The following is a 25,056-nucleotide window of genomic DNA, read 5'->3' as shown; positions in this document are numbered from 1 at the left end:
GCATGAGTTGGCGAGGTTCATTGTATTCATCTTACAGCGGGATATTACCCTTCTAAATAAAGCGAAGACCATATGAAAGTGATAAACAGCATGATCGGCAGAACGATTCCTCCACCTATAAGGAGCCATATGTATGGAGGAGAGAAGGCCTGCTTTATATCCTCCATACGGTTAATCATCCGTCTTTTCTTCTTTAGTCGTAGTAAGAACTGTTTGAGAATTGCAGCTTGTTCAAGATCGCTATAATTCTCAAGTTCTTCCTTTATCTTTTTGTTCAGTTCATTATGCTTCAGGGTAAGATTCTCTTGCTCCATTCTCACTCAATCCTTTCTTGCTTAAATCGTATATTCTATTAACAATCAGACTTATAGAGAAGTTGTGATTTATTTTCTGTGTACATGAATTAATTCAATATTTTGAAGTGTGATATGATTTGCACAGGTGAAGACCTTCCTATATGATGATGAAAGGTCTACATAACATCTTGAGGAATGAAGGGAATGACAGAGAGATGGAGAGAACTGAGAGGCTGATTAAACCAGAAGCGATGATTTTTGATATGGATGGGACATTATTTCAGACAGAGACACTACTCTTGCCCGCCTATCATAAGTTGTTCGATACTTTGCGAGCAGAAGGTCTTCATAAGGGTGAAACGCCGAAAGAAGAATTGATGCTTGGATGTTTGGGGATGCTGCTCGATGATATTTGGAAAACCGTCATGCCAGAAGGAACTCCAGAAGCACACCGACGCGCCGACGAGCTCCTGCTTCAATTCGAACTTGAAGGATTAAACGGTCCTGATGCGGTATTGTATCCGGGAGTAGTAGAGACACTACAGGAACTAAAACGCCGTGGTGTGAGATTGTTTGTGGCAAGCAATGGGCTTGAGCATTATGTGAAGGGTGTTGCTGAGACACGGAAGATTATGCCTTTATTTGAGGAGCTCTACAGTGCGGGACAGCATGGCACAGCAACAAAGGTGGAGCTTGTGTCCCTTTTGCTTAAGAATCATGGGATTGAACGCGCCTGGATGGTAGGAGATCGTTCATCAGATGTCGAGGCAGGCAAGCAGAATGGACAGACTGTTATCGGATGCCAATATGCAGGTTTTGGAAATGACGAGGAGCTGAAAGGGTCGGATGTTATCATTACTTCTTTCTCAGAGCTGCTGGATCTGTATGAATCATCTGTGGAATAAGTGAGTAATACAGGGCCATCCCCAAGGTCTATGATCCTTGGGGATGGCCCTGTTTCGTCCGTTTAAGCGTTTTTTGCTTTCTTTCGGTTCTTATACACCCATAAGGCATATTCAAGTGGTCTAACAAGCGATACACGATAAGCTTCCATATCACCCACTTGTGAAAATACCTCGCGAGAAGGTTTAGGGTTTACTTCGAGAAGTAAAGTGCGGCCTGTTTTGTCTACAGCTATATCAAGCGCAAGTTCGCATAGTGCTCCGTATTTTTCTTCCAAATATCTTGATACATCGACGCCCAAGCTTGCGACATCCCCTCGAACCTTCTCCCGTTTCAGATCGTCAGAAATCCATTCATCCAGCAATTCATTCATTCCAGTTGCTCTTCCGCCACCATGTAAATTCGATGTCACACTGTTTATCGCTCCTACGCGGCCAACGCAACCGGTCACTTCCCATTCACCAAAACCGTTTTTTTGCACGAGCATTCGATAATCGTGAACTCTTCCGTTTGGAAGTTCAAGCGGAATTCCTTCCTGGACCAAGTAACGACCTTTGATATCCCAGCTGGATAAGTAGGGGCCGAGCATAGCAGAAGAAAGTCGTTTTGGAGTGATAATGCTCCGGTTTTGGTTTCGACCACGAATTTCATAAGAGCCTTTATCACCTATGCTTTTGGAAATTCGTAATATCCCGCGGCCGCCTGTTCCGTTGATTGGTTTCAAGTAGACTGCGTGATGTTTGACTAGCATCCGGTTTACGTCCCCAATACTGTTTACTAGCATTGTCTCGGGCAAATGGGGCTTGAAACGCTTCACACCGGATAAGGTCTGATGAACGGTCCACTTGTTACGAAGTGGTCTATTCAGAAATAAAAGATGTCTGTAGTTAGAACGGAATCGTAACAATTGTTGAAAACGTTCGCTCTTTTGAATGCGGCAGCGATCAAATATCATTTGAGGAATTGGCCTCAGGCGTCTGCTCCATTTGCGGGTATCTGGGTTAAACTGCATGGCGTGGACGAGTCCTTGAGATGAATTCACATCGGCAGGTGTAAATACAAACACATCCAGCCCCATTTCGCGACCTTCTGAAATCATTCGTTCATAGACAGGGACTTCTTCAAGCCTCTTACGGTTGTTCAAATACAGGGTCAGGATACCTAAAACGGGTTGAGACACAGTGATTCACCTTCTTGCGTAGAGTCTGAGTCTAAGTCGTAAAGGGCTCTAGCTAACAGAGAAGAACCTCCACTCATGATGAGTGTTGCTTTACCTGTAGGCCCATTTTCTATTGCCACAGCATGCATGCCGGCTTGAAAACACATTTTAAGACTTGAATAATTATCCGTAGCTACTTTACATTGCAAACGACCGAGTTTTAACTGCTGGGAGAGGATCAGGGAGGTACCAATACCTTTGTTCCGGTATAGAGGATGGACGGCAATTAAGCAAGCAGTCTCTCCAAATCCGGCGACGAAACAGATACCAACAGGGATTCTACCTTCTTCTCCCCGTACGGTAGCTGAAATCAGCGATGTACCTGGCTGGTTCAATTGTTGGAACGACAGTTTCTGCAGATTGCTGCATCCTTCGCGGGTAAGTCGGCGATTGCCATAACGGCACATGAACTCATAACATTGCTCACGAATGTCACACCAGTCTGATTCATTTCTGGCTGATATGGACGTAATCTCCACATGATCCCCTCCTTTAAATAAATTAACGTTTCTTTGTAAGATGATCACAGTAATTGAATATTCGTTCGAGTGAGCGTTTGCGGATAGCAGGTTCATCGAATTTCATCGGTCTGGAGTTTGCTTCAAAGAACCAGATTTCTCCGGATGTGTCCAATCCGAGATCCATGGACATTTCTCCCAAACTGTATCGGCAACCACGTTCGATTTGTTTGGCAATGTGCACAGCGGCGTTTCGAACTTTGCTTAAGATCACATCGGCTTCTTCTGACCCAAATAAGGACGTGAGAAGTTTGTCGGGGTCTTCGATTGTGCCTCCACGAGGTACATGCGTGGTTATGCTGTGCGAACCTGCCATGCGGGCACCGACTCCGGTGACTACCCAAGCACCAAGATCCGATTTTTGTACCAACAGCCGAAGATCGAAGGCGCGTCCGTGCAGGGTAGTTAGCTCAATTCCTTGTTGTATAATGTAGGGCTCCCCTTTGGTTTCTTTATACACTCTGTCCCAAAGCCGATCCAGTGTTGCTGCTTTATACGTGGTGCTGTTTTTATTATTTTGAATTTGAAGACGATAGGGCATAGATTTGTTTTTTTGGTATCTCAATCGCATGATTCCTTGACCCGCCTTGCCTTCTTCCGGTTTTAGATAGAGATATGAGCAGTGTCTTATCATTTCATATAGAGATGACAAGCCTTTCAGTTTTTTGGTAACTGGAGCCCATTTTCTAGTTAATTGGGATTTGTTTAGCCAGGAAAACAATTGACGTTTGTTAAAGAAATAAGGATTGTAAATATCTATATTGGGGTGACGTAAACATGCCTTTATCTTACGGCGTACCTGGGGCTTCATTTCATCCTCTCGATACGGAATCCGGTTATAGATGACCCGGGGCAGCGGAAACATCCTCTGCTCCCAGGATTGGTGATCACTGCCCGTTGTGAAACCTCTGACCATTTCCGACCTGAGTTTCAAATCGCGAACCGTGACAACGTATACGAGATACCCCATGTCTTTGCCAGTCTTGATGATTTCCTGAAAGTTTTGCCTATTCCCTCTAAACATACGAATGGAGTCATGCATCGTAAGAATTGCGATGACAGGCTTCGAATCCTCCCCAAATCGGTTACTCACGAGTCATTCCCCCTGTGGAACCCGCTGAGATACAAGCAGTGCTCAAAAATATGTTCAACCGAGGCTTTACCTTCCGCGCGTAAGGAAGGGTGGCTGAAGATCGACCTGCCCGGTTTAGAATTCGCCTCAAACATCCAGATTTTCTCATCCTCGTCGATGCCAATATCAAAGCCGATTTCGGCAAGGACATGGGAGTGATGGTTTTCAATGGCTTCTGATAAAATGATAGCCGTTTGTTTAGCTCGCTCCAGTACTTCTCGAGACTTGGATCCAAATACACGGCCTAGAGCCTGCTCCGGAGTCATCAGTGACCCGCCGTTTTTAATGTGTGTCGTTACACTGCCACGTCCGGCCTTCTTGGCTCCAATCCCGACGGCTGACCAGCGATTCTTACCGTCTTTATGCATATGGAACCTGAAGTCGATAGGACATCCATCAATTTCAATCAACCGAATACCTTGCTGGATGACGTAGTTTTTCAAACTGGAACCGTGTCTGGATTGAAGCATTCGCATGAGACTCGTAAATGTAGGGAATTTAAGGAGAGTATTTCCTCCAGAACTTCTATACCGGGCAAAGTAACCCTTTTTGGGTTGATAGGTAAGACGATAAATTCCGTTTCCCAGACTTCCTGCGGAAGGCTTATAGTATACGAATCTGTGGCGTTCCATCATATCCTTGATTCGTTCAGGGCTTGGATTTGAATAAGTCTCAGGCACATATCGCCCTGCTTGAACGTCGTTCTCCAATTGATTGTAAATATCGGATTTATTAAAGAATGCCCAGTTGAAAAAAGGGATGTTCCGCTTAGAAAATCGTTCTCTAAGTTGATTCGTAAAAGCTGAGAAGTCCGTACGTCTGCTCGGCAGCCGATTGTAGACGACATCCGGAAGCGGTACAGTTTTGCGGATGAATTCTCCTCTTGCGCCTAACATATAAGCATAAACGGTTTCCCTCTGCCAGTTGATATCCCTTGGGGCAAAGGCATAAACATACATCTTTTTGTTTCCTTCACGTAGAAGCTGCTTAATATACGCTGTACGCGAACCGAAGGGACTGGAGGGGTTGGAAGGTCCATCAGATAAGATACCGACCATGGGTCCAATCTGAATTTCTCCTTCCCTTGGCATATGAATATATGCGGGCCCGTTTCTTGGGATCGGAATGCTGCTGCGGATACCAGAGCTCAGATGAATTTGTTTTCCCGAGCGATTTATAGGTTTCAAAGTGGCCGATACAGCATCTCTGCCCAAACGGAGCAGGATTTGTCTCTTGTTAGTAAGCCCCAGGCTTCTCATGAGCGTGCTGGACATAAAGACCACTTTTTCGGGCTGATTCGAGAAATGAACGCTACTGAAAGTCAAACTCATGTATTAACCCTCCTAAGTTGTCGAAGCAATAAATAACGTGCATAACGGAGAGGATTCTCCACGGACAGTTTTGCTGCGGGAATATCTCCTGTTTGTCTGAATACGCGCCGCCCTGGTTTCGAATTTACCTCAAGCAGCCATACCTTTCCGGAGCAGTCTATTCCGAAATCGATGCCGAGTTCGCCTAGACGGCCAAATCCGTTCTCCAAGAGCGGTGGTATGCATTCACTTAGATGGTTGATGCAAGCAATAATTTCGCCTGCCAAGGAAACGCCGAACTCAGATTCCAGAAAGGACGGGGCCGACATAGCCGTTCCCCCGCCATGAAGGTTGGAGGTCTTACCTTCAGCAGGACCCTGACGAACAGCCATACCTGTTGTTGTCCAGCGGCCTCGTGCGTTTTTTTGAGCCAGTACTCTAAGGTCAAAGGGGCTGCCTTCACGACTGGAGAGTTTGAGATAAGGCTGAATAATGAAGCGGCGGCGTCCCGTAAAATTATTGACCCAGTGGAATAGATCTCGAGCTAGAATGGTCTTTTGGAAGATGGAGTTCGAACGGTCTCTTCCTTGCAAGATAGTCTCATCTGCTCTTTTACAATTCACGTAAAGGGTATGACGACCATGAGAACCTCCGCTTGGCTTCATAAACAATTCACCATCAAATAAATCTATAGCTTTACTTAGTGATTTGCTCCCGGTATAGGATAAAGTATGTGGGAGAAAAGGCGAGAGCGCCTGTTCACGTTTGAGAAGATCATATACCCGTCGTTTTCCAGGTAACCCCCTTGACCACATAGACCAGGTGGTTTCAGGTAAACCTCCTAGGAAGGATGCGGCTACAGAAGTTTCTTTAACATTCTTAAAGAGACAGCGATCATAGATGATGTCTGGGATTGGGAAGGTTTCTTTTACCCAGCCATCACGTTTGTAGATATAGCCTGAGATTTGGTGATTCAATGTTGCCGAATCTGGCTTATCTTCAGGGAAAAATACAAACACGGACATGCCAAATCGGGAAGAGGCCAAGCTCAACTCGCGGAGGTATTCTTTTTCCGCAAAGGGAGGCGACCCTATTCTCCGACAAACCATGACTCCGATTGTTCCAAAGTTATTAGAGGACATAGGAGCTCCTTTTTAATAGCCGGTTAAATATTGGCAGTATTGGACAAGGCGGATGGCGGAAGGCCGCACCTTGTAAACATTGAGCGGAGCATCGTCACCCTTAGAGGGTTTAGAATTTACTTCAAGCAGCCAAATGCGCCCTGATGTATCCATCGCTAAATCGATCCCGAGCTCACCAAAATGGGATGGTATTGTTTCTTCTAGCCCTTGGGCAATGTTTAGTGCGGCCTGTTTCATCCGGTCGCTGGCGTTTAGTCTGGAGGATGAGGGTTTTCCACTCATAGCAAGGGCATCTTTTACCGTAGAAAGTGTTCCTCCACGGGCAAGGTTGGAAACGAAATGATTTCCTCCTGCAATTCTGGCTACAATGGATGTGACGCTCCATTTTCCTTTTTTATTTTTGTGGACGAGAGCGCGAAAATCGATATTACGTTTATGAAGTCGAACCAAGTCCAAACCTTGCTGGATCTGATAGCGGTTTTTAGTGATTTTACCGGATAGACTGCTATAAAGTTTGGCGAGTGATGGATAGCTTTTTTTCTTTACTCCCTCAAGAGAAGTGGTGAGAGTGTGGTATGATCCATCCGCTTGTCGGGTGATCCTGATAATGCCTTTACCCAGACTGCCATGAACAGGCTTTAGAAATACTGTTGGATACATGGAGCACATTTTTTTAAGAATGGTAAAGCCTTTCAGTGAATAGGATTCGGGTAGGAATTTCTTTAGCCTTTCATGTGAACCGAGTGCGTCAAAAACTTCCGTCTTATCCAGGAATTTCTCGTTAAAAACATGGGTGCCCCATCTGGATTTTACTTCTTTCATAAAATGCTGTACGCTAGGACTATTCTCCATTTTTCGCGTGGAAAGTCGGTTGTTGACGACATCTGGAGCGGGCACAAAGCCCTTTTTCCATTCTTGGTCATACAACACTGCTTGAAGAGTTGAAAGGTTTTGACCGATCATGTCCGGGGTGAAGAAGTATACATATGCGCCTAGTTTTTCGCAGGCGTTTACAAGCTCCATGCAAAATGAAGAGATGGATCCGAAGGGCTTGCTTGGATCTTCCGGATTATAACGACTTATCATGACTCCGATAACAGGACCTAGACGCAAAGTTCTTTCAGCAGCGTTATATTTGATATTCAGAACTGATCGAGGAAGAAGTCCGAAGTTATTCGATAGGGAAGGGCTGACGCGAAGCACAGTTGATGATTTCCCCGGTAGGACGTTTATCTCCTGTTTGAAGGAGCCTAAGGCGAGCTGTATCGGTTGTTCCGTAGGAATCCGCAACAGTTTGATCAGCCTTTCGCCAAGCTTGATATCGTTATCCGGCAACTTGCCCGAGCGGATCTGTTGAGCCGATATCTTGTATTTGGACATCTTGGATCTCCTTCCGACAACTACTTGATGTCTGGTGTACAGATGGGACTTCATCTGAACATTGCATGTAATTCATCATATGAGGACATATATCCCTTGGTGATTGTACGGATTTGGAAAAAGGGGGACTTTACATATGCAGACTTGGATGTATATATTACTGAACGTTGCAGTAGCTGCTTTTGTCGGCGGTATTACGAATCATTTTGCAATTAAGATGCTCTTCCATCCGCGTGAAGAAATTCGAATTCGTGGCCGGAAATTGCCTTTTACGCCAGGACTGATTCCGAAACGGAAGGAAGAGATCGCAGAATCACTTGGTAAGGTCGTCTCGGACTATCTCGTAACGAGCGAAGGACTTCAGGAAATGATACGTAAGCCTCAATTTCGTTCGAAAGCGGAGGATACCGTATCTCAGAAGCTGAAGGCATTGACGGAGAGTGAACTGACACTAAACGATATTGCTCTGAAAATTTGGAGTCCGGAGGAATGGCAACAGCTTAAGGATCGTGCTGTTCGGAAGGTTCAATCGGTGGCTGCGAGCCGAGCTGCTGCCATCTGGTCAGAGTATGGTCTGGAGGACAAGCCGATTAAGGATCTGGTTCCAGGCTGGTCTGAGGAGAAAAGGAAGCGCTGGAGTGAGGCTGCTGCTGACGCTGTACTTAAAGAACTCGGTGATACGCTCTTGTCCTCAGACGGTCAACGTTTGCTTAAAGAGATGGCTTCTGCCATGATGGATAAAGCAGGAGGATTTCTCGGCACCATGGCCGCAATTTTTGTGGATGAGGACAAGCTGGTGCAGAAGCTGACGCCAATGCTTATCGGTCAACTCGAAGGAGAAAAGGTTCGTCAAACGATCGTCTCTGTTGTTTCAGGCAAGCTTGAGCAGTATGGGGAGATGACTTTTGGTAGTGCTGTACAGACTGTTGCAGGTGAACCGGCTCTTGCTTTTATTACGAGCAAAATAGAGCATTCCATTCCGTGGTCAGCGTGGGTGGAACGACTGGAAAGCATCCGTCTTGCGGATCTGATTCAGCCTAGGCTTCCTGCAATTGAGGCAGCATTGCCGGATATGGTTGGCAAGGGTCTACGAGTACTAGAAGATGCTATTCCTACAGCCATGAAGGCGGTGAATCTTCCGAGTCTGGTACAAGAACAGGTCCAGAAATTCCCGGTTGAGCGGCTTGAAGAAGTTATTCTAAGCGTATCCGGCAGGGAATTCAGAGCGATTACTTGGCTTGGAGTACTCTTAGGCGGAATGATCGGTTTGTTCCAGTCGATGATCACCCTTCTGTGGAGATAAGAGAATAAAAAAATATAATGCGGACTTTATCCGTAAGTAGGAGGACAACTATGAACATTTATGACAAAGCAAATGAACTAGCAAAAGCAATGAAGGAAAGCCAGGAGGTACAGGAAATTACCGCTGCTATTAAGCTGATCGAGGCTGATCCTGAAAGCAAACAGATGCTGGATAACTTCCGTGAGCGTCAAATGGAAGTGCAACAGCGCATGATGTCTGGCGATATGCCATCACAAGAAGAGATGGAGAAGATGGAGAAGTTGTTTGAAGTATTGAGCCTGAACCTGAACATTCGTCGTCTCTTTGATGCAGAGCGTCGTTTGAGTATCATTATCGAAGATGTCAATAAAATCATTTCCGATAGCCTTCAGCATTTATATGGACCAGCTCAATCATAAACGTTTATTAGCCGTGGCGGTCGCTGCGGCTTTTTCTTTCCCTTTTTTACAAATCTTGTTTCATAATGTGGACCAGCTCTTCATAGAGTAGAAATATAGACTTTATTGAGGGGTAAAGGAGCTGCATGATGAATGAAAAAAAAGAAAAGCAAACTTAAGCATTTAACCTATCTCTTGATTGCTCTCGGGATGCTGGTGTATGCATTGCCTAGCATTTCGTTTGCTGGAGGTTTTTCTTGGGCATCGTTGTTTGGAGCGGTATGGGCCGGATTCGCTTTGCTGATCATTGGATCACATCTGCATATTTTGATTGGTGTTGATGAGGCGAAACAGAAAGCGCTCGATGAAATCCGAAAGGAAAAGCTGAACCAATGGCAATTGAAATGGCCGGAAGAACAGAAAAGCCATGGTGGCGCCTAGAATGCAAGGCTAGTTGCACTGTCAAAGTACGCTTATCTCTAAACATTCGTACCATAAATTCGTATTAATAAAAACCGTTCGTTAATGAGCGGTTTTTTTTGCTGGTTTAACATGTTATTTTTGTAAGATTTGTTTGGTATAATAGATACAGTATGGTACAGATAGTGTAAGGGGGTGTAACAGTTGGATGTTCGAGATGAGACAATAACGAAGCATGAACAACTGGTACAGCATATCGAGAGTTTAAAAGTAGGAACAAAGATATCAGTTCGAAGACTAGCGAAAGAGCTCGGTGTCAGTGAAGGTACAGCATATCGGGCTGTAAAAGAAGCTGAAGGACTCGGAATTGTTGTTACGAAGGAACGCATCGGAACCGTCCGGATTGAACGGAAGCCGCGTAACATATCAGAGCAGCTGACATTTGCTGATGTAGTAGAAATCGTTGAAGGTCACGTGCTTGGTGGAGCAGAAGGTCTTAATAAAAGCTTGCATAAATATGTGATCGGGGCGATGAAAGTAGAAGCGATGATTCGCTATATCGATGCCGGAAGCTTGATGATTGTTGGTAACCGGGAGGATGCACATTCGTTGGCTTTGGAGCAAGGAGCAGGGGTTCTCATCACAGGCGGATTTGGGACGAGCCGTGAAGTGAAGCTGCTTGCAGACAAGCTTGGGCTTCCAATCTTCTCTTCACGTCATGATACTTTTACCGTTGCGTCGATGATAAATCGAGCCATATTTGACCGGTTAATTAAGAAGAAAATTATGCTTGTAGAAGATATTGCAGGCGAAAAGCCTAGAATTCACGCACTTAAAAATTCAGTGACGGCATTAGAACTTAAGGAAATCGCGAGCAAAAGTGGAGATCAGCGCTTTCCTGTTACAGATGATTGGAACCGTGTCATAGGGATTGTCGGCGTAAAAGATGTAGGTGATCTTGCCGATAACCAGTCCATTGAGCGGGCAATTACACGTAATCCGGTTACAGCAACTTTGAAGACTTCACTCGCATCTGCTGCTCAGATTATGATGTGGGAGGGAATTGACTTTCTACCGATTGTTGACCGCAATCGTAAGCTCGTCGCAACGGTTACCCGTAAAGAGGTACTGGAAGCAATGCGAAATGCGCGTAACCAGCCTCAGCTTGGAGAAACCTTCGATCAGCTCATCTGGAACGGAATGGCTGAAGATCGAGATGAGGAAGGAAAGCTGTTCTTTCATGGGTTTATTACGCCTCAAATGGCGACAGAGCTAGGGACGATCTCGCAAGGAGTACTTACAACGGTTATGAGCCAAGCTGCCTTTAAAGCAGCCAAAGATATTAGCGGAAGTGATCATGTGCTGGATAATCTGTCTACTTATTTCATACGTCCGGTCCAGATCGAAGATCCTATTATGGTGACACCACATCTGTTGGAAATGAGTCGACGTACTTGCAAAATAGAGATAGAAATTAGCCACCATTCCCACTTGATTGCCAAATCAGTCATGACTTTGCAAGCAATCGATCAAGGGTAAGTACGATAGTAAGATAGTATATAAGGTCACAACACAATAGGGATATCAACCGCAGAACTAAAGGTTGATATCCCTATTTGTTAATGTCATAAGTCTCTTAGCTGCGAGCCGATTTTTGACGGCTGTAGAAGCTTCTGCTGCGCAGACCGGCAAAAATATTAAACGCCCCGAGCACCAAGAAAGCAGCTTCAACGATCACTGCAGGTGTGGAACCACTGAACATCAGCATCGAAATAAAGGCCAGAGCAACCAGCATAATACCCATACAAATGTTCATTAGAGCAAGTGAGATTCCTCGGTCTAAGGGATCAGGCTTTCGACGGGCATTGATGCTGTATAAAGCGGCGGCGATGCAGGAAAGCGCCAGGACTGCAAATAGGAGATAACGGATAATGTCATCAAGCATGGAATAACGGCACTCCTTTAGCATGGTCATAGGTAAAATAATACCTATATTGTATCATGAATCCATTCAGGTATGCACTTATCAGCCTCCGATATCTACCCAAATCTGTAGAACTCCTTCCATGACGAGCATCGTTCTGATTTTAACTTTATAATCCTTTTCACGAACCGTATATATTTTATCATCCAACAGCGTACGCGTGAGCTTGCTGTCGGTATCAATGTCAAACACGCTGCGTCCTCGTAACGCTGTAAGATCTTTTCCCATGCGTTGAATAATCTCTTTTACAACGAGAGAATCCAGAGGCTCTGCTTTTTGTTCCGTCCTGATTTTGATTTCCCTAATAACGGTCGGCTGTTTGCTATACTTCTTCAAGGTTTTGATATCCTCTTCATACTGAAGGATTTGGATTTGAAGGTCTTTGTTATTCATCCACAATTTGTTGTAACTCGCATGGTACAACGAATTATAGACGACACTTCCGATAACCATGCCAAGTACAAAGATAGATACGGCCTGAAAGAAAGGGCGATAACGTCGAAATGGAGGGATTCTCATACCTTAACTCCTTGGGGAGCAGACCCATTTAACGAGTTCGCTGCCCATATGCGCCCCTAGAAAGGCGAAGACCAGATACAAAATTTGTTTGATAGCTGGGGATAAATTACCGTCCAACATATTACTTTCTATAACGCGCATAGGATCAATGGTACCGCCTACAGCAGCAGCGAGCGCCCATATTTTAATACGATCTGCAACATCGACCATTGTCTGGGTAGGTGGCTGCATGGATAGAACAGCCCCAACTCCACCCACCATCGCTCCCCCGAGTACGATACCGAAGGCTATGAAAAAATCCAGTATGGCTTTAGATAAAAAAATGCTCATCCGTCTTGTCCCCTTTCTTGCCGGGAGGCGATGATGATCGCCTGTCCAGATGCTTCCTGTTTCATTGTATGGGCGGTAAGAGCTACATTATGATAAAATGTGAATAAGAATTTAAGCGGCGAAAGGAAGGCGAAATATGAGTACTTTCGTGCATTTGCATGTGCATAGTGAATACAGTTTGCTCGACGGGGCTGCGCGTATCGAAGAACTTGTGCGGGAAGCGGCGGCGCTTGGAATGAAATCACTCGCGCTGACCGATCACGGGGTTATGTATGGCGCCATCCCATTCTATAAATCATGCCGCAGTCATGGCATTAAGCCGATCATCGGATGTGAAGCTTACATTACAGCAGGATCACGGAAGGAACGCGGAAGCCGTAAGGACCAACCGATCTACCACCTGATTCTCCTTGCAAAGAATGAAACCGGATATCGTAATCTGATGAAGCTCTGCTCTATTGGTCATCTGGAGGGCTATCATTACAAACCTAGGATTGATATGGAGGCGCTGGCCGCCCATCATGAAGGTATTATCTGTTTAAGTGCTTGTCTTGGGGGAGAAGTCCCTCAGCATTTGCTGCATGGAAGAGAAGCTGAGGCTAGAGCAGCGGCGCTTCGTTATAAAGCGATATTCGGAGAGGATTATTTCTTGGAGCTTCAAGATCATGGACTGACCGAGCAGAAGCGGGTCAATCCTCAGCTTATTGCTTTAAGTTCGGAACTCGGGATACCGCTTGTAGCAACGAATGATGTGCATTATTTAACATCAGGGGATAGCGACGTACAGGATGTGCTGATCTGTATCGGGACCGGTAAAACGGTTGAGGATGAAGACAGGCTCAAAATTCCGACCAGTCAGCTGTATCTGAAAAGCGAAGATGAGATGAAGAGCTTATTTCCCCATGTCATGGACGCCATCGATAACACCGCAGTAATAGCGGAAAGATGTAACCTAGAGCTGGAATTCGGCCGATCGATTCTTCCGGAATACCAACCTATGCCTGAAGGGATGGATGCAGCTTCTTACTTGCGTGAGCTATGCAGTGCTGGTCTTCAGGAACGTTATGAAGGGACAGAGCGGTGGACATCTGAGGAGAGTCGGACCCAGCTAGAGCAACGACTGGATTATGAGCTCCGGACGATTGAAAGTATGGGCTTTAGCGATTACTTCCTCATTGTATGGGATTTTATCGCCTATGCTCATAAACAGGGTATTGCTGTCGGTCCTGGTAGGGGGTCTTCCGCGGGTAGTCTTGTTGCCTACACGCTGCGTATTACCAATGTGGATCCGATAAAATATAATTTGCTCTTTGAACGGTTTTTGAATCCTGAGCGTATCACGATGCCCGATATTGATATTGATTTTAGTGATGAACGGCGAGATGAAGTCATTGATTACGTGGTTCAAAAATATGGTCAGGAGCATGTAGCCCAGATTATTACATTTGGAACGATGGCTGCAAGAGCTGCTGTTAGGGATGTAGGCCGAGCCTTGAATGTACCTTTTGGGGATGTGGATAGAGTAGCCAAACTGATTCCGAACCAACTGGGAATAAGTATATCCAGAGCACTTCAGGAAAGCACGGGTCTTAAGGAACAGTACACAACGAAACCAAAGGTACGAGAACTAGTTGATATGGCGCTGAAAGTGGAGGGTATGCCCCGTCATGCATCAACGCATGCGGCAGGTGTGGTCATATCCCGCGATCCGCTAACTGATGTGGTTCCATTACAGGAAGGCAGCGAGAAAACAGCATTAACGCAGTATTCCATGGAGCATTTGGAAAGCATAGGATTGTTAAAAATGGACTTTCTTGGCCTGCGAACTTTATCGATTATTGAACGCACCATGCGCTGGATCGGCGAAGCTGCTCCTGATTTTGCAAAGGTTCCTGATGATGATCCGGACACATATCAAATGTTGGGACGAGGTGAAACGACCGGTGTTTTCCAATTGGAATCAGCTGGAATGCGCCGCGTATTAAAGGATCTGAGACCTACGGTTTTTGAGGATATTGTCTCCGTACTAGCATTGTACCGCCCAGGTCCCATGGAGTTTATACCGAAATATATTCAAATAAAGCATGGTCATATTCAGCCTGAGTATCCACATCCTGATCTGATTCCAATTCTAGGTGATACATATGGCATTATCGTATACCAAGAACAGATCATGCAGATAGCCTCCGCCATGGCAGGTTTTTCACTTGGTGAAGCGGATCTCCTAAGACGTGCTGTATCTAAAAAGAAGCGCGAAGTGCTCGATAGAGAACGGGGGCATTTTGTCTCTGGCAGCTTGAAACAGAATTACACAGAAGAAGAAGCAAACCGAGTATACGATATGATTGTAAGGTTCGCTAATTATGGATTCCCACGTGCGCATGCGGCCGCTTATGGTGTCTTGGCGTTTCAGACCGCTTATCTAAAAGCTCATTTTCCAGTTCAATTTATGGCTTCTATGATGACGGCTGTGATGGGGAATCATCGTAAAGTAGCGGAGTATGTGCTCGAATCTCATCGTATGAATATTGATGTTATGCCGCCGGATGTGAATGAGAGCTTCTCTCTCTTTACTCCTATAACCAGACATTCAGCAGATCAGGGGGAGGATTCGCTCTCTCCTGGTAACGGCGGAATTCGATTTGGACTAGCTGCTATCAAGAATGTTGGAACACAGGCCGTAGAGAACATTGTCCAGATTCGTGAGGATAAGCCATTTGAAAGTTTACTTGATTTCTGTAGACGTGTTGACTTGCGCATATGTAACAAGCGGGTTATCGAATCATTAATTCAAGCTGGCGCCTTCGATTCGCTTCCAGGTCATCGGGCTCAACTGATTGCTATGCTGGATGAAACGGTGGAAGCTGCCGTAAAATGGCGGAAAGAACGAGAAGATTTGCAGATTCAGCTGTTTGATTTTGTTGAAACGACAAATTGGGATATCGAATATCCGGACATTGCCCCGTATTCGGGAAGTCAGCAGTTGGAGCTCGAGCGTGAACTATTAGGAATGTATCTGTCTGGACATCCGCTTGATGAATACGATCAATTGTTGGAACGAGTGGGTGCTGACCGGTTGATGGATTTGACGGAAGCACCAGATGATACAATGGTTACGGTCGCCGGAATGGTTGTCTCGCTTAAGACGATTACGACCAAACAAGGTAAAGCTATGGCATTCATGGAATGGGAGGATCAGGTTGAACGCTGTGAGGTCGTTCTGTTTCCGGAAGTGTGGAAGCGGAGTGCCCATCTTATCGAAAAGGGTGTTTTACTGGCTCTTCGGGCCAAGGTTCAGCAGCAGGATGAGGATTTTAAACTGCTCGCAGAAGAGCTGGCACCATTGGAGGAAGAAAAGCTGTCTCAGCTGATCCGCCGGGGTAAAGCCCGATCTGCTTCGACTACCCAGAACATCCATAATGCTGGAAGTTCTGCGCAGAGAGCGGCAGTGAACCGGAGGACACCAGCTCAGACAGCGCGGTCGCCGGTTGCAGTCGATAGATCAGAAGACGCTCACATTATTACGAATGATGTTCCTATAGCAAACATACCTGAGAAACCTAAACAGCAACCAAACACCACACGTTCAGTTTCGAGCAAACATGAACAGCGGGTTTTTGTTAAAATTTCGCCTAAGGCAGAAGATCCCGAGTTGTTGGCTCGTCTTAAAAATCTTCTGCAGGAGCACCCAGGTCCCGTGGCGACTGTTCTTTTCTATGAACAGAGCCAGAAAGTGCTTGGTCTGAGTGACGCATATCGAATTAAGCCATCGCCTGCATTGTTTGCACAGATGGAGGAAATGCTTGGGAAGGATACTGTTAAAGTTAAATAGTGTTATCCCTAATTATATAAAATCATGAACATTTCATATCCCTCCTGCATAAACATAAGGACACCACTGGACAACGATTGCTGGAATATTGTCAGCAAGGATTATTTATTTTCCAAGGTGCGAAAGCGGCTGTTCCGGTAAATGCGGGAGGGATTATTATGTCAATGGAATTGGCTGAAGCTATGCTTAATCGAAGAGGTGTTAGCGTTGCTTCTATAGCGGATATTGTATATCGCCTCCAAAGAAAGTATCATCCGATGCTGACGATGGAGCAATGTGAAGTGAGCGTGAAGGCTGTGCTTGGAAAACGCGAAGTACAGTATACACTGTATACTGGAATTGCACTTGATGAACTGGCTGAGCAAAAATTATTGCCTGAACCGCTCCAGACCATTATGGAGAAAGATGAGCCGCTTTTTGGTGTTGACGAGACAATGGCACTTGGTGTAACGAGTATTTATGGTATGATCGGTCTAACGAGCTTCGGTTATTTGGATAAAGAAAAGATTGGGGTTATAGAAACTCTAAATGAGAAGAAGGATGGCATACATGTTTTCCTGGATGATCTTGTTGCAGGGATCGCCGCTGCCGCTTCTTCCCGTATTGCCCATAATAATCCTGATGCAACTCGTTATGCTGTGGACAAGGATTAAAAAAACCGTTGTTTCTCCTGAAAAGTAAGAGAAAATGAGCTATCAGACCCCTTCCTCTTTTGTTGAGGTAAAAAGTGAAGTATGTTATCATTATCCATTATATCGGCTCAGGATATGCCTATGGCACAAGATTAGGGGGATCTGAAAGGCATGTGGACGGTAATCTATATTGCGCCAACCGCGAAGGTTGCGGACATGATCAAAGCCAAGCTTACAGAAGAAGGTTTTTTGGTTCAGAGCCGTCCTGTGAATCTTTCCAAACAACAATTTGAGATTTTGGTTCCCTCTGGAGAGCTTGAGGAAGTTCAGGAAGTGTTGAATTCGATTTTGCACCCCTAGCTTAAAGGGATACATAGCGAAGCTTGTTAAAGGATTTATAGATTTGCTAAGTTTACGGCCATTCAAATTTGCGGCTGGAGAGGTGTAGTTGTGTTTAAAGATCTGTTTCAGAAGAAGAGAAAATATGCGACAATTCCTTCGGAGCGCCTTGGACGCTCAGGTCAGCCTGAAGAAGGCGAGCGTCCAAAACGGGAAATACCTGAAGGTCTTATGAATAAGTGCAGCAAATGCGGCACTATTCAATATAGCAAGGAACTTGAGAAGAATTTGAAAGTATGCCCGGAGTGCGGACACCATATGCGCCTTAATGCATGGGAGCGAATCAGCACAACGCTGGATGATACAGGATTTGAAGAATTCGATGCTGATATGATCTCAGTGGATCCACTGCAGTTTCCGGGATATGCCGCGAAATTAGAACAGCAGAAGATGAAATCAGGCCTTCGGGATGCGGTTATTACCGGTCAGGGTTCAATTTGTGGACAACCGGTTGTGGTAGCCGTCATGAGTTTTGATTTCTTTACCGGAAGTATGGGATCCGTTGTTGGGGAGAAAATAACCCGTGCGATTGAGTCTGCAACTGAGCAGGGGCTTCCGCTTATTATTTTCTCTACTTCTGGTGGAGCTCGAATGCAGGAAAGCATCCTCAGTTTGATGCAAATGGCTAAGACGAGTGCTGCGCTTTCCCGATTCAATGAACGTGGCGGATTGTATATTTCAGTCATAACCGACCCTACAACTGGCGGTGTTTCAGCGAGCTTCGCTACGCTTGGAGATATTAATATTGCAGAGCCGGGAGCTGTGTTCGGTTTTGCAGGACGTATTGTCATTGAACAGACGATTCGTCAAAAACTTCCTGATGATTTCCAGACAGCCGAGTTTAATTTGGCACACGGTCAGCTGGATATGGTTGTGCACCGTAAGGATCTGCGTACGATGCTTGGAAAACTGCTTGAAATGCATACTTCGAAAGGAGGATTTTGATGTCAGGCGAACTTCCTTTTGAAATGCCTCTTTCAGAAATGCGTAAGAAAATTGAAGAATTAAAACAGTTCGGCCAGGAAAAAGGTATTGATTTCACGGATGAAATTGCTCGATTAGAAGAACGCTATAGTCGATTGGAAGAAGAGATCTATTCGTCCATTTCGCCTTCACAAAAAATGCACTTAGCCCGTCATCAGCAACGACCTACTTCGCTTGATTTAATTCAGCTGGTATTCACTGATTTTATTGAACTGCATGGTGATCGGCTTTATGGAGACGATTTAGCGATAGTTGGCGGGTTGGCCAAGCTGAACGGAGTACCGGTTACTGTACTTGGACAGCAACGTGGGAAAGATACAAAGGATAATATTGCGCGTTTCTTTGGAAGTGCTCATCCGGAAGGCTTTCGCAAGGCTATGCGGCTTATGCAGCAAGCTGAGAAATTTAAACGTCCGGTGATTACATTTATTGATACTAAAGGCGCTTATCCTGGTAATACTGCTGAAGAGAGAGGTCAATCCGAAGCGATTGCTCGCAACCTGCGGGAAATGTCGGCACTGAAAGTGCCTGTTGTTTGTGTGGTCATCGGCGAAGGTGGTAGCGGCGGTGCTCTTGCGATGGCCGTAGGTAACCGTGTGCTCATGCTTGAGAATGCGATTTACGCGGCTATTTCGCCGAATGGAGCAGCTTCTATTCTTTGGAAAGATGCATCTAAAGCAGATCAGGCAGCAGAGGCGATGAAAATTACGGCTCAGGATTTGCTTGAAATGGAAGTCATTGAAGAAATTATTCCAGAGCCTAAAGGTGGGGCGCATCGTGACTACGAAGCGACTGCTTCAGCTATTCAGGATGCCCTTGTCCGTCACTTGAAAGAACTGTCCGTTATGGACGCCTGTGAGTTGAAAGAAGATCGATACCAGAAATTCCGCAAGATTGGTAGTTATGATTTTGCAGCGTCCGAACAACCTGATACAAATGTTTAAAGGACTTTAGATCATGGTTAAAAAAGTATGATGTGACAATATTCCTATACAAATGAGAAGTTTTGTAGTAAATTTAGTTGTTGGAACAGAGATAAAGAGAACTCTTGACAAACGGAGGAAACCCAAATGCGTAAAACAAAAATTGTATGTACTATCGGTCCTTCCAGTGAATCGTTGGAAAATACTAAGAAGCTCATCATGGCTGGCATGAACGTAGCCCGTCTGAACTTCTCCCACGGTGATTTTGAAGAGCATGGAAACCGAATCAAAACGATTCGCCAAGCTTCTCAAGAACTGAACAAAACGGTGGCTATCCTATTGGATACAAAAGGGCCAGAAATCCGTACCGGCAAGTTGGAAGTTGAACCAATAGAGCTAGTGCAGGATGAATACATCACCCTCACAACGGAAGAAATTCTTGGTGACAAGAATCGCATCTCCATTACTTACAAGGAGCTTCCGGAAGATGTAAGCGTCGGATCAACGATCTTGATCGATGATGGCTTGATCGGTCTTACTGTTGTAGAAGTTCAGGGCACAGAGATTAAGTGCCGTATCGTAAACGGAGGAACTATTAAGAGCAAAAAGGGCGTTAACGTACCAGGTGTGAACATTTCTCTTCCAGGTATTACTGAGAAAGACGCTAACGATATCATTTTCGGGATCGAGCAAGGCATCGATTTTATCGCAGCTTCCTTCGTTCGTAAGGCTAGTGACGTTCAAGAAATTCGTGAACTTCTTAAAAAGCATAATGCTGAGCACATTCAAATTATTTCTAAAATCGAGAACCAACAAGGTGTGGATAACCTCGATGAAATCCTTGAAGCTTCCGATGGTTTGATGGTAGCTCGTGGTGATTTGGGTGTTGAAATTCCAGCTGAAGAAGTACCTCTTGCGCAAAAACGCATGATCGAAAAATGTAACATTGCAGGTAAACCAGTTATCACTGCTACACAGATGCTGGATTCCATGCAGCGTAACCCTCGCCCGACTCGTGCGGAAGCAAGTGACGTGGCTAACGCGATCTTTGATGGTACAGACGCAATCATGTTGTCAGGTGAAACAGCTGCAGGTAAATATCCAGTTGAATCCGTTCTGACCATGTCTCGTATCGCAGAAAAAGCAGAATCAGCTCTGAACTACCGTGAGTTGTTCTTGAAACAGCGCATTGCTCAAGAAACAAGTGTTACAGAAGCAATCAGCCAATCTGTTGCTATTTCGGCGCTTGATCTGAACGCAAAAGCGATCATTTCTTCTACGGAATCTGGACAAACTGCTCGTATGGTTTCCAAATATCGTCCTAATGCTCCTATTATCGCTGTAACGACTCAAGATAGAACACTGAGACGTTTGGCATTGACTTGGGGCGTTACTCCAGTTAAAGGTGAACTGGCTACGTCTACGGATGAGATGTTCGAATATGCACTTCAAGGCGGTCAAAAATCCGGAATCGTAAAAGAAGGCGACCTGGTTGTTATTACAGCTGGTGTACCACTTGGAAAATCCGGTTCTACCAACTTGGTAAAAGTTAGCCAAATCCCAGCTCAGAATTAGTCTACTGACGGGTAACAATATATGTGACAAAGCAATGGGCGACTCTTCGCCCATTGCTTTTTCTATAATGGGGTGAAATATATGTCGAAGAAGGCAACGGAACAAATAAGTCGCTGGTTTACAACGTCCTTTCGGGTCCGTTATCAAGAAAGTGATCAGATGGGCGTGGTGTATCACGCCAATTATTTAAATTGGTTTGAAATTGGAAGAACTGAAATGATTCGTGATCTTGGATTTACGTACAGAGGAATGGAGGATGCGGGTGTTCTTCTTCCTGTTGTGGATCTGGATATTCATTATTCGAGTCCAGCACGCTATGACGATCATGTAACTATATTCACTCGAATGACAAATTTCTCACCACTTCGGATTCACTATGAATATGAAGTTCGCCGATTGAGTGACGAAGAAAGTATGAGCTCCATTAATGGAGATAAGCTTCCAGGTGAAAGGCTCGTAACAGGTACAACACGTCATGTCTGGGTAAATAAAGATTGGAAACCGACCAGACTGGATAAATGCGTCCCCAAGTTGTATGATGCTTTAAGGAGCTCTTTATTGGGAGGAAAGGAGTAAAGGTATATGTGGAAGTGGATGCTGGCGGCCATTATATTTCTGCCTGCCATTGAAATATTCGGCTTTTCATTTGTAGCGGAGCGGGTCGGTGGCATGAATACCTTATTTCTAACACTGCTTACATCCGCGATTGGCGTTGCGATGATGAGATTTGAAGGTCGTAAGGCGATGGAAGATGCCAAGTTGAAGATGAATTCGGGTGCGCCACCTGGAATACCGATGGTAGAAGGACTCTGTATATTTTTAGGTGGAATTTTACTCATCGTACCTGGTTTCGTAACTGATATTATAGGGTTTACGATGATTTTTCCTCTTACTCGCCCTTTATATCGATTCCTGCTTTTGTTGTGGATGAAGAAAAATATGAAGAATGGGAAGATAAGAATTTTTCGGCGTTAAAACGAATTGTTATCCTTTATATTGCGGCTGATCCGTCTATTTTAGAAGGGTCGGCCCTTTTTTTTGGACTAAAAATTTAAATATCATGATTCGACAATGACAAAAATCATGGTTATAATGGAATTGTAAGTGATTTCAAAAAATAGTTTATGGTATCGATAAAACATTTTAATGTAGAGAATGCTCTGACATTGTTCACATATCAGACATTATCCAGTATGATATGAGAAGGTTTTATGACTATATCATGGCTATTGGCCTCTTTACGGGTTATTCTTATTATCCAGCTTCATGAAAATGTTTTCATGAGGCCCAGCTCAGTATATTCCAGATAAAAAGGAGAGATGATGCATGACAGCTATCAAGGGTTTGGAAGGCATTGTAGCCACAACCTCCTCGATCAGCTCGATCGTTGATGGTGTTCTTACATATCGAGGCTATAACATCGATGACTTAGCAGAACATGCTAGTTTTGAAGAAGTGGCTTATTTGCTTTGGTTTGGAAAACTTCCAAATGCACAGGAATTACAATCGCTGCAGCAAGATTTGAGCGATTTCGCACCAATTCCGGATCAATTGATTGAACAAATCAAGCTTTATCCGCAAGATGCGAATACGATGGCTGCTCTTCGTTCCGCAGTATCTGCCCTAGCACTGTATGATGAGTCCGCAGATGATATGAGTAGCGAAGCTAATGAAAAGAAAGCGATTAAGCTACAAGCTCAATTGCCTACTATTGTTGCTGCTATCTCACGCGTTCGTCAGGGTAAGGAACCGATTGCTCCGAAAGCCGGCGTATCCATTGCCGAGAATTTCCTTTATATGCTTAGAGGCGAGCAACCAGATGAAACCTCGATTAAAGCTCTGGACCAAGCCCTTGTACTTCATGCTGATCATGAGCTAAATGCTTCTACATTTGCATCCCGTGTAACAGTGGCTACACTGTCCGATATTTACTCGGGTGTTACATCTGCCATTGGCGCGCTTAAAGGCCCGCTTCATGGTGGTGCTAACGAAGCGGTTATGAAAATGCTAAGCGAGATTGGTACCATCGATAAAGCGGAGTCTTATATCCAAGAGAAATTGGACAATCGCGAGAAAATCATGGGCTTTGGTCATCGAGTATATAAAAATGGAGATCCACGTGCAAAGCATCTGCAAAAAATGTCTCGTGAGCTCGGACATATGAAGGGTGACACAACCCTGTATGATATTTCCGTTCTGGTCGAAGAGACGGTAACCGGCCAGAAGGGCCTGAAGCCGAATGTTGATTTCTATTCTGCGTCCGTTTATACCCAACTTGGCATTGAGCATGAACTTTTCACCCCTATTTTTGCTATTAGCCGAGTATCGGGATGGACTGCACATATTCTGGAACAGTACGATGGCAACCGAATTATTCGTCCGCGTGCAGAGTACACAGGATTAACAGATCAACAATATATATCGATTGAACTTCGCTAATTAATTATCTTTCATGTACAATAGGGGCTGAGAAAATACTTGAGTGGCATATTGCCCGTCAAGTAGCTTTCTAAGTGCCCTTTCCCTGTGTTTGCATAGGGGGAAATAGAGATATCTACTAAATTCAAGGAGGAACTCATACTTATGAAACTAGAAAAATTCGCATTACCTACCGAAGGCGAGAAAATTACGATTGATAACGGCAAGCTGCAGGTGCCTAACAATCCGATCATTCCTTTTATTGAGGGCGACGGAACAGGCCGTGACATTTGGAGTGCATCCAAACGTGTACTTGATGCAGCTGTAGAGAAAGCTTATGGCGGTTCTAAAAGTATTGCTTGGTACGAAGTGTTTGCAGGAGAGAAGGCTTTTAATACATATGGAGAATGGCTCCCTAATGATACGCTTGAGGCAATTCGCGAGTATATCGTTGCGATCAAAGGTCCTCTTACAACACCAATCGGTGGTGGTATTCGTTCCCTGAACGTTGCTTTGCGCCAAGAACTTGATCTCTACACTTGCTTGCGCCCAGTACGCTACTTCGATGGCGTTCCATCGCCAGTAAAGCGTCCTGAACTGGTAGACATGGTTATCTTCCGTGAGAACACTGAAGATATTTATGCAGGAATCGAGTACAAAGAAGGTTCCGAAGAAGTTAAGAAAATGATTAAATTCCTTCAAGAAGAGATGGGTGCTAACAAAATCCGTTTCCCTGAAACTTCTGGTATTGGTATTAAGCCAGTTTCCTCGGAAGGTTCAAAACGTCTTGTACGCGCTGCTGTTGAATATGCAATCAAACATGACCGCAAGAGCGTAACGCTTGTTCACAAAGGTAACATCATGAAGTTTACAGAAGGTGCTTTCAAAAACTGGGGATACGAAGTTGCTGAGCAAGAGTTTGGCGATAAAGTGTTCACATGGGCACAGTACGATATCATCAAGGAAAAAGATGGCGTAGATGCAGCTAATGCAGCACAAAAAGCTGCTGAAGATGCAGGCAAAATCATCGTTAAAGATGCTATCGCTGACATTGCTCTGCAACAAGTGCTGACACGCCCTACTGATTTCGATGTGATTGCAACACTGAACCTGAATGGTGACTATCTGTCTGACGCTCTTGCAGCTCAAGTTGGTGGTATTGGTATCGCTCCTGGGGCGAATATCAACTACGTGACAGGCCATGCAATTTTTGAAGCTACTCACGGAACTGCTCCTAAGTATGCTGATAAAGACGTAGTTAACCCAGGTTCCGTTATCTTGTCCGGCGTAATGCTTCTTGAGCACCTGGGCTGGCAGGAAGCGGCTGACCTGATCTACAAAGGCATGGAGACTTCTATTAATAACAAGACTGTTACTTACGACTTTGCACGTTTGATGGAAGGCGCAACCGAAGTGAAATGCTCCGAGTTTGCGAACGAAATTATCAAAAACATGTAGGG

Annotated in this window: 25 protein-coding genes; 15 read left to right on the top strand and 10 right to left on the bottom strand. The window is 44.9% G+C overall.

Annotated features, from left to right (window positions below; genetic code table 11):
- Nucleotides 1-44: 44 nt before the first annotated feature.
- Nucleotides 45-314 (bottom strand): hypothetical protein, encoded by a 270-nt coding sequence (locus ACFQV5_RS19045; protein ID WP_379248949.1) that lies wholly within the window; start codon nucleotides 312-314, stop codon nucleotides 45-47.
- A 197-nt stretch (nucleotides 315-511) separates the two neighbouring features.
- Between ACFQV5_RS19045 and ACFQV5_RS19040 the strand changes: the two genes are divergently transcribed.
- Nucleotides 512-1,201: an HAD family hydrolase gene (locus tag ACFQV5_RS19040; protein ID WP_379248948.1), complete on the top strand. Its 690-nt coding sequence runs from the start codon at nucleotides 512-514 to the stop codon at nucleotides 1,199-1,201.
- Nucleotides 1,202-1,263: 62 nt separating this feature from the next.
- On the opposite strand, the gene ACFQV5_RS19035 is transcribed toward ACFQV5_RS19040, so the two are convergent.
- The 6 genes from ACFQV5_RS19035 to ACFQV5_RS19010 all read right to left on the bottom strand — a co-directional run bounded on the left by ACFQV5_RS19035 (nucleotide 1,264) and on the right by ACFQV5_RS19010 (nucleotide 7,900).
- Nucleotides 1,264-2,379 carry a YheC/YheD family endospore coat-associated protein gene (locus tag ACFQV5_RS19035; protein WP_379248947.1) on the bottom strand — a complete coding sequence of 372 codons (1,116 nt, stop codon included), beginning with the start codon at nucleotides 2,377-2,379 and terminating at the stop codon, nucleotides 1,264-1,266.
- Nucleotides 2,361-2,897 carry a GNAT family N-acetyltransferase gene (locus tag ACFQV5_RS19030; protein WP_379248946.1) on the bottom strand — a complete coding sequence of 179 codons (537 nt, stop codon included), beginning with the start codon at nucleotides 2,895-2,897 and terminating at the stop codon, nucleotides 2,361-2,363. The genes ACFQV5_RS19035 and ACFQV5_RS19030 overlap by 19 nt, the downstream gene beginning before the upstream one ends.
- A gap of 22 nt (nucleotides 2,898-2,919) precedes the next feature.
- Complete coding sequence (locus tag ACFQV5_RS19025; RefSeq protein ID WP_379248945.1) at nucleotides 2,920-4,029, bottom strand: YheC/YheD family endospore coat-associated protein; 1,110 nt, start codon at nucleotides 4,027-4,029, stop codon at nucleotides 2,920-2,922.
- Nucleotides 4,026-5,399, bottom strand: a complete 1,374-nt coding sequence (locus ACFQV5_RS19020; protein ID WP_379248944.1) for a YheC/YheD family endospore coat-associated protein — start codon at nucleotides 5,397-5,399, stop codon at nucleotides 4,026-4,028. The genes ACFQV5_RS19025 and ACFQV5_RS19020 overlap by 4 nt, the downstream gene beginning before the upstream one ends.
- Nucleotides 5,396-6,403, bottom strand: a complete 1,008-nt coding sequence (locus tag ACFQV5_RS19015) for a YheC/YheD family endospore coat-associated protein (RefSeq protein ID WP_379248943.1) — start codon at nucleotides 6,401-6,403, stop codon at nucleotides 5,396-5,398. Before ACFQV5_RS19015 ends, ACFQV5_RS19020 begins: the two co-directional genes overlap by 4 nt.
- Before the next feature lie 129 nt (nucleotides 6,404-6,532).
- Complete coding sequence (locus tag ACFQV5_RS19010) at nucleotides 6,533-7,900, bottom strand: YheC/YheD family endospore coat-associated protein (RefSeq protein WP_379248942.1); 1,368 nt, start codon at nucleotides 7,898-7,900, stop codon at nucleotides 6,533-6,535.
- A gap of 136 nt (nucleotides 7,901-8,036) precedes the next feature.
- Here ACFQV5_RS19010 and ACFQV5_RS19005 point away from each other — a divergent pair, with 136 nt between their 5' ends.
- From ACFQV5_RS19005 to ACFQV5_RS18990, 4 genes are all read left to right on the top strand, one after another.
- On the top strand, nucleotides 8,037-9,203 hold the full coding sequence (locus ACFQV5_RS19005; protein WP_379248941.1) for a DUF445 domain-containing protein: 1,167 nt from the start codon (nucleotides 8,037-8,039) through the stop codon (nucleotides 9,201-9,203).
- 50 nt (nucleotides 9,204-9,253) lie between these two features.
- Complete coding sequence (locus ACFQV5_RS19000; RefSeq protein ID WP_379248940.1) at nucleotides 9,254-9,601, top strand: YlbF/YmcA family competence regulator; 348 nt, start codon at nucleotides 9,254-9,256, stop codon at nucleotides 9,599-9,601.
- A gap of 132 nt (nucleotides 9,602-9,733) precedes the next feature.
- Nucleotides 9,734-10,021: a hypothetical protein gene (locus tag ACFQV5_RS18995; RefSeq protein ID WP_379248939.1), complete on the top strand. Its 288-nt coding sequence runs from the start codon at nucleotides 9,734-9,736 to the stop codon at nucleotides 10,019-10,021.
- Nucleotides 10,022-10,204: 183 nt separating this feature from the next.
- Nucleotides 10,205-11,539, top strand: a complete 1,335-nt coding sequence (locus tag ACFQV5_RS18990) for a DRTGG domain-containing protein (protein WP_379248938.1) — start codon at nucleotides 10,205-10,207, stop codon at nucleotides 11,537-11,539.
- Between the two features lie 97 nt (nucleotides 11,540-11,636).
- On the opposite strand, the gene ACFQV5_RS18985 is transcribed toward ACFQV5_RS18990, so the two are convergent.
- Genes ACFQV5_RS18985 through ACFQV5_RS18975 form a run of 3 tightly spaced genes read right to left on the bottom strand, consistent with a single transcriptional unit; the run spans nucleotide 11,637 to nucleotide 12,833 of the window.
- Nucleotides 11,637-11,975 (bottom strand): YtpI family protein, encoded by a 339-nt coding sequence (locus ACFQV5_RS18985; protein ID WP_379248937.1) that lies wholly within the window; start codon nucleotides 11,973-11,975, stop codon nucleotides 11,637-11,639.
- A 51-nt stretch (nucleotides 11,976-12,026) separates the two neighbouring features.
- A complete protein-coding gene (locus ACFQV5_RS18980; protein ID WP_379248936.1) occupies nucleotides 12,027-12,503 on the bottom strand; it encodes a sporulation membrane protein YtrI in 477 nt (158 codons plus the stop codon).
- 3 nt (nucleotides 12,504-12,506) lie between these two features.
- The gene (locus ACFQV5_RS18975) at nucleotides 12,507-12,833 is read right to left on the bottom strand and encodes a YtrH family sporulation protein (RefSeq protein WP_379248935.1); all 327 of its coding nucleotides are present in this window, start codon (nucleotides 12,831-12,833) and stop codon (nucleotides 12,507-12,509) included.
- A 136-nt stretch (nucleotides 12,834-12,969) separates the two neighbouring features.
- Here ACFQV5_RS18975 and ACFQV5_RS18970 point away from each other — a divergent pair, with 136 nt between their 5' ends.
- From ACFQV5_RS18970 to icd, 10 genes are all read left to right on the top strand, one after another.
- Entirely contained in the window at nucleotides 12,970-16,665 is a 3,696-nt protein-coding gene (locus tag ACFQV5_RS18970) for a DNA polymerase III subunit alpha (protein ID WP_379248934.1), read from the top strand.
- Nucleotides 16,666-16,823: 158 nt separating this feature from the next.
- Complete coding sequence (locus ACFQV5_RS18965) at nucleotides 16,824-17,318, top strand: phosphatidylglycerophosphatase A family protein (protein ID WP_379248933.1); 495 nt, start codon at nucleotides 16,824-16,826, stop codon at nucleotides 17,316-17,318.
- A 150-nt stretch (nucleotides 17,319-17,468) separates the two neighbouring features.
- Nucleotides 17,469-17,657, top strand: a complete 189-nt coding sequence (locus ACFQV5_RS18960) for a glutamate decarboxylase (RefSeq protein WP_379248932.1) — start codon at nucleotides 17,469-17,471, stop codon at nucleotides 17,655-17,657.
- Nucleotides 17,658-17,747: 90 nt separating this feature from the next.
- Nucleotides 17,748-18,641 (top strand): acetyl-CoA carboxylase, carboxyltransferase subunit beta, encoded by an 894-nt coding sequence (gene accD / locus ACFQV5_RS18955; RefSeq protein ID WP_379248931.1) that lies wholly within the window; start codon nucleotides 17,748-17,750, stop codon nucleotides 18,639-18,641.
- Nucleotides 18,641-19,624 carry an acetyl-CoA carboxylase carboxyltransferase subunit alpha gene (locus ACFQV5_RS18950; RefSeq protein ID WP_379248930.1) on the top strand — a complete coding sequence of 328 codons (984 nt, stop codon included), beginning with the start codon at nucleotides 18,641-18,643 and terminating at the stop codon, nucleotides 19,622-19,624. Before accD ends, ACFQV5_RS18950 begins: the two co-directional genes overlap by 1 nt.
- A gap of 126 nt (nucleotides 19,625-19,750) precedes the next feature.
- Nucleotides 19,751-21,178: a pyruvate kinase gene (pyk, locus tag ACFQV5_RS18945; protein WP_379248929.1), complete on the top strand. Its 1,428-nt coding sequence runs from the start codon at nucleotides 19,751-19,753 to the stop codon at nucleotides 21,176-21,178.
- Between the two features lie 81 nt (nucleotides 21,179-21,259).
- Nucleotides 21,260-21,754 carry an acyl-CoA thioesterase gene (locus ACFQV5_RS18940; protein WP_379248928.1) on the top strand — a complete coding sequence of 165 codons (495 nt, stop codon included), beginning with the start codon at nucleotides 21,260-21,262 and terminating at the stop codon, nucleotides 21,752-21,754.
- Nucleotides 21,755-21,760: 6 nt separating this feature from the next.
- The gene (locus ACFQV5_RS18935) at nucleotides 21,761-22,153 is read left to right on the top strand and encodes an FxsA family protein (RefSeq protein ID WP_379248927.1); all 393 of its coding nucleotides are present in this window, start codon (nucleotides 21,761-21,763) and stop codon (nucleotides 22,151-22,153) included.
- Nucleotides 22,154-22,504: 351 nt separating this feature from the next.
- The gene (gene citZ, locus ACFQV5_RS18930; RefSeq protein WP_379248926.1) at nucleotides 22,505-23,617 is read left to right on the top strand and encodes a citrate synthase; all 1,113 of its coding nucleotides are present in this window, start codon (nucleotides 22,505-22,507) and stop codon (nucleotides 23,615-23,617) included.
- A gap of 144 nt (nucleotides 23,618-23,761) precedes the next feature.
- Nucleotides 23,762-25,054: an NADP-dependent isocitrate dehydrogenase gene (gene icd / locus ACFQV5_RS18925; RefSeq protein ID WP_379248925.1), complete on the top strand. Its 1,293-nt coding sequence runs from the start codon at nucleotides 23,762-23,764 to the stop codon at nucleotides 25,052-25,054.
- The last annotated feature ends 2 nt before the right edge of the window (nucleotides 25,055-25,056 follow it).

The organism is Paenibacillus sp. GCM10028914 (assembly GCF_042666275.1).
GTDB lineage: Bacteria > Bacillota > Bacilli > Paenibacillales > Paenibacillaceae > Paenibacillus_AQ.
The sequence above is the reverse complement of the archived record's forward strand: the minus strand, read 5'-3'. Positions and strand labels throughout refer to the sequence as shown.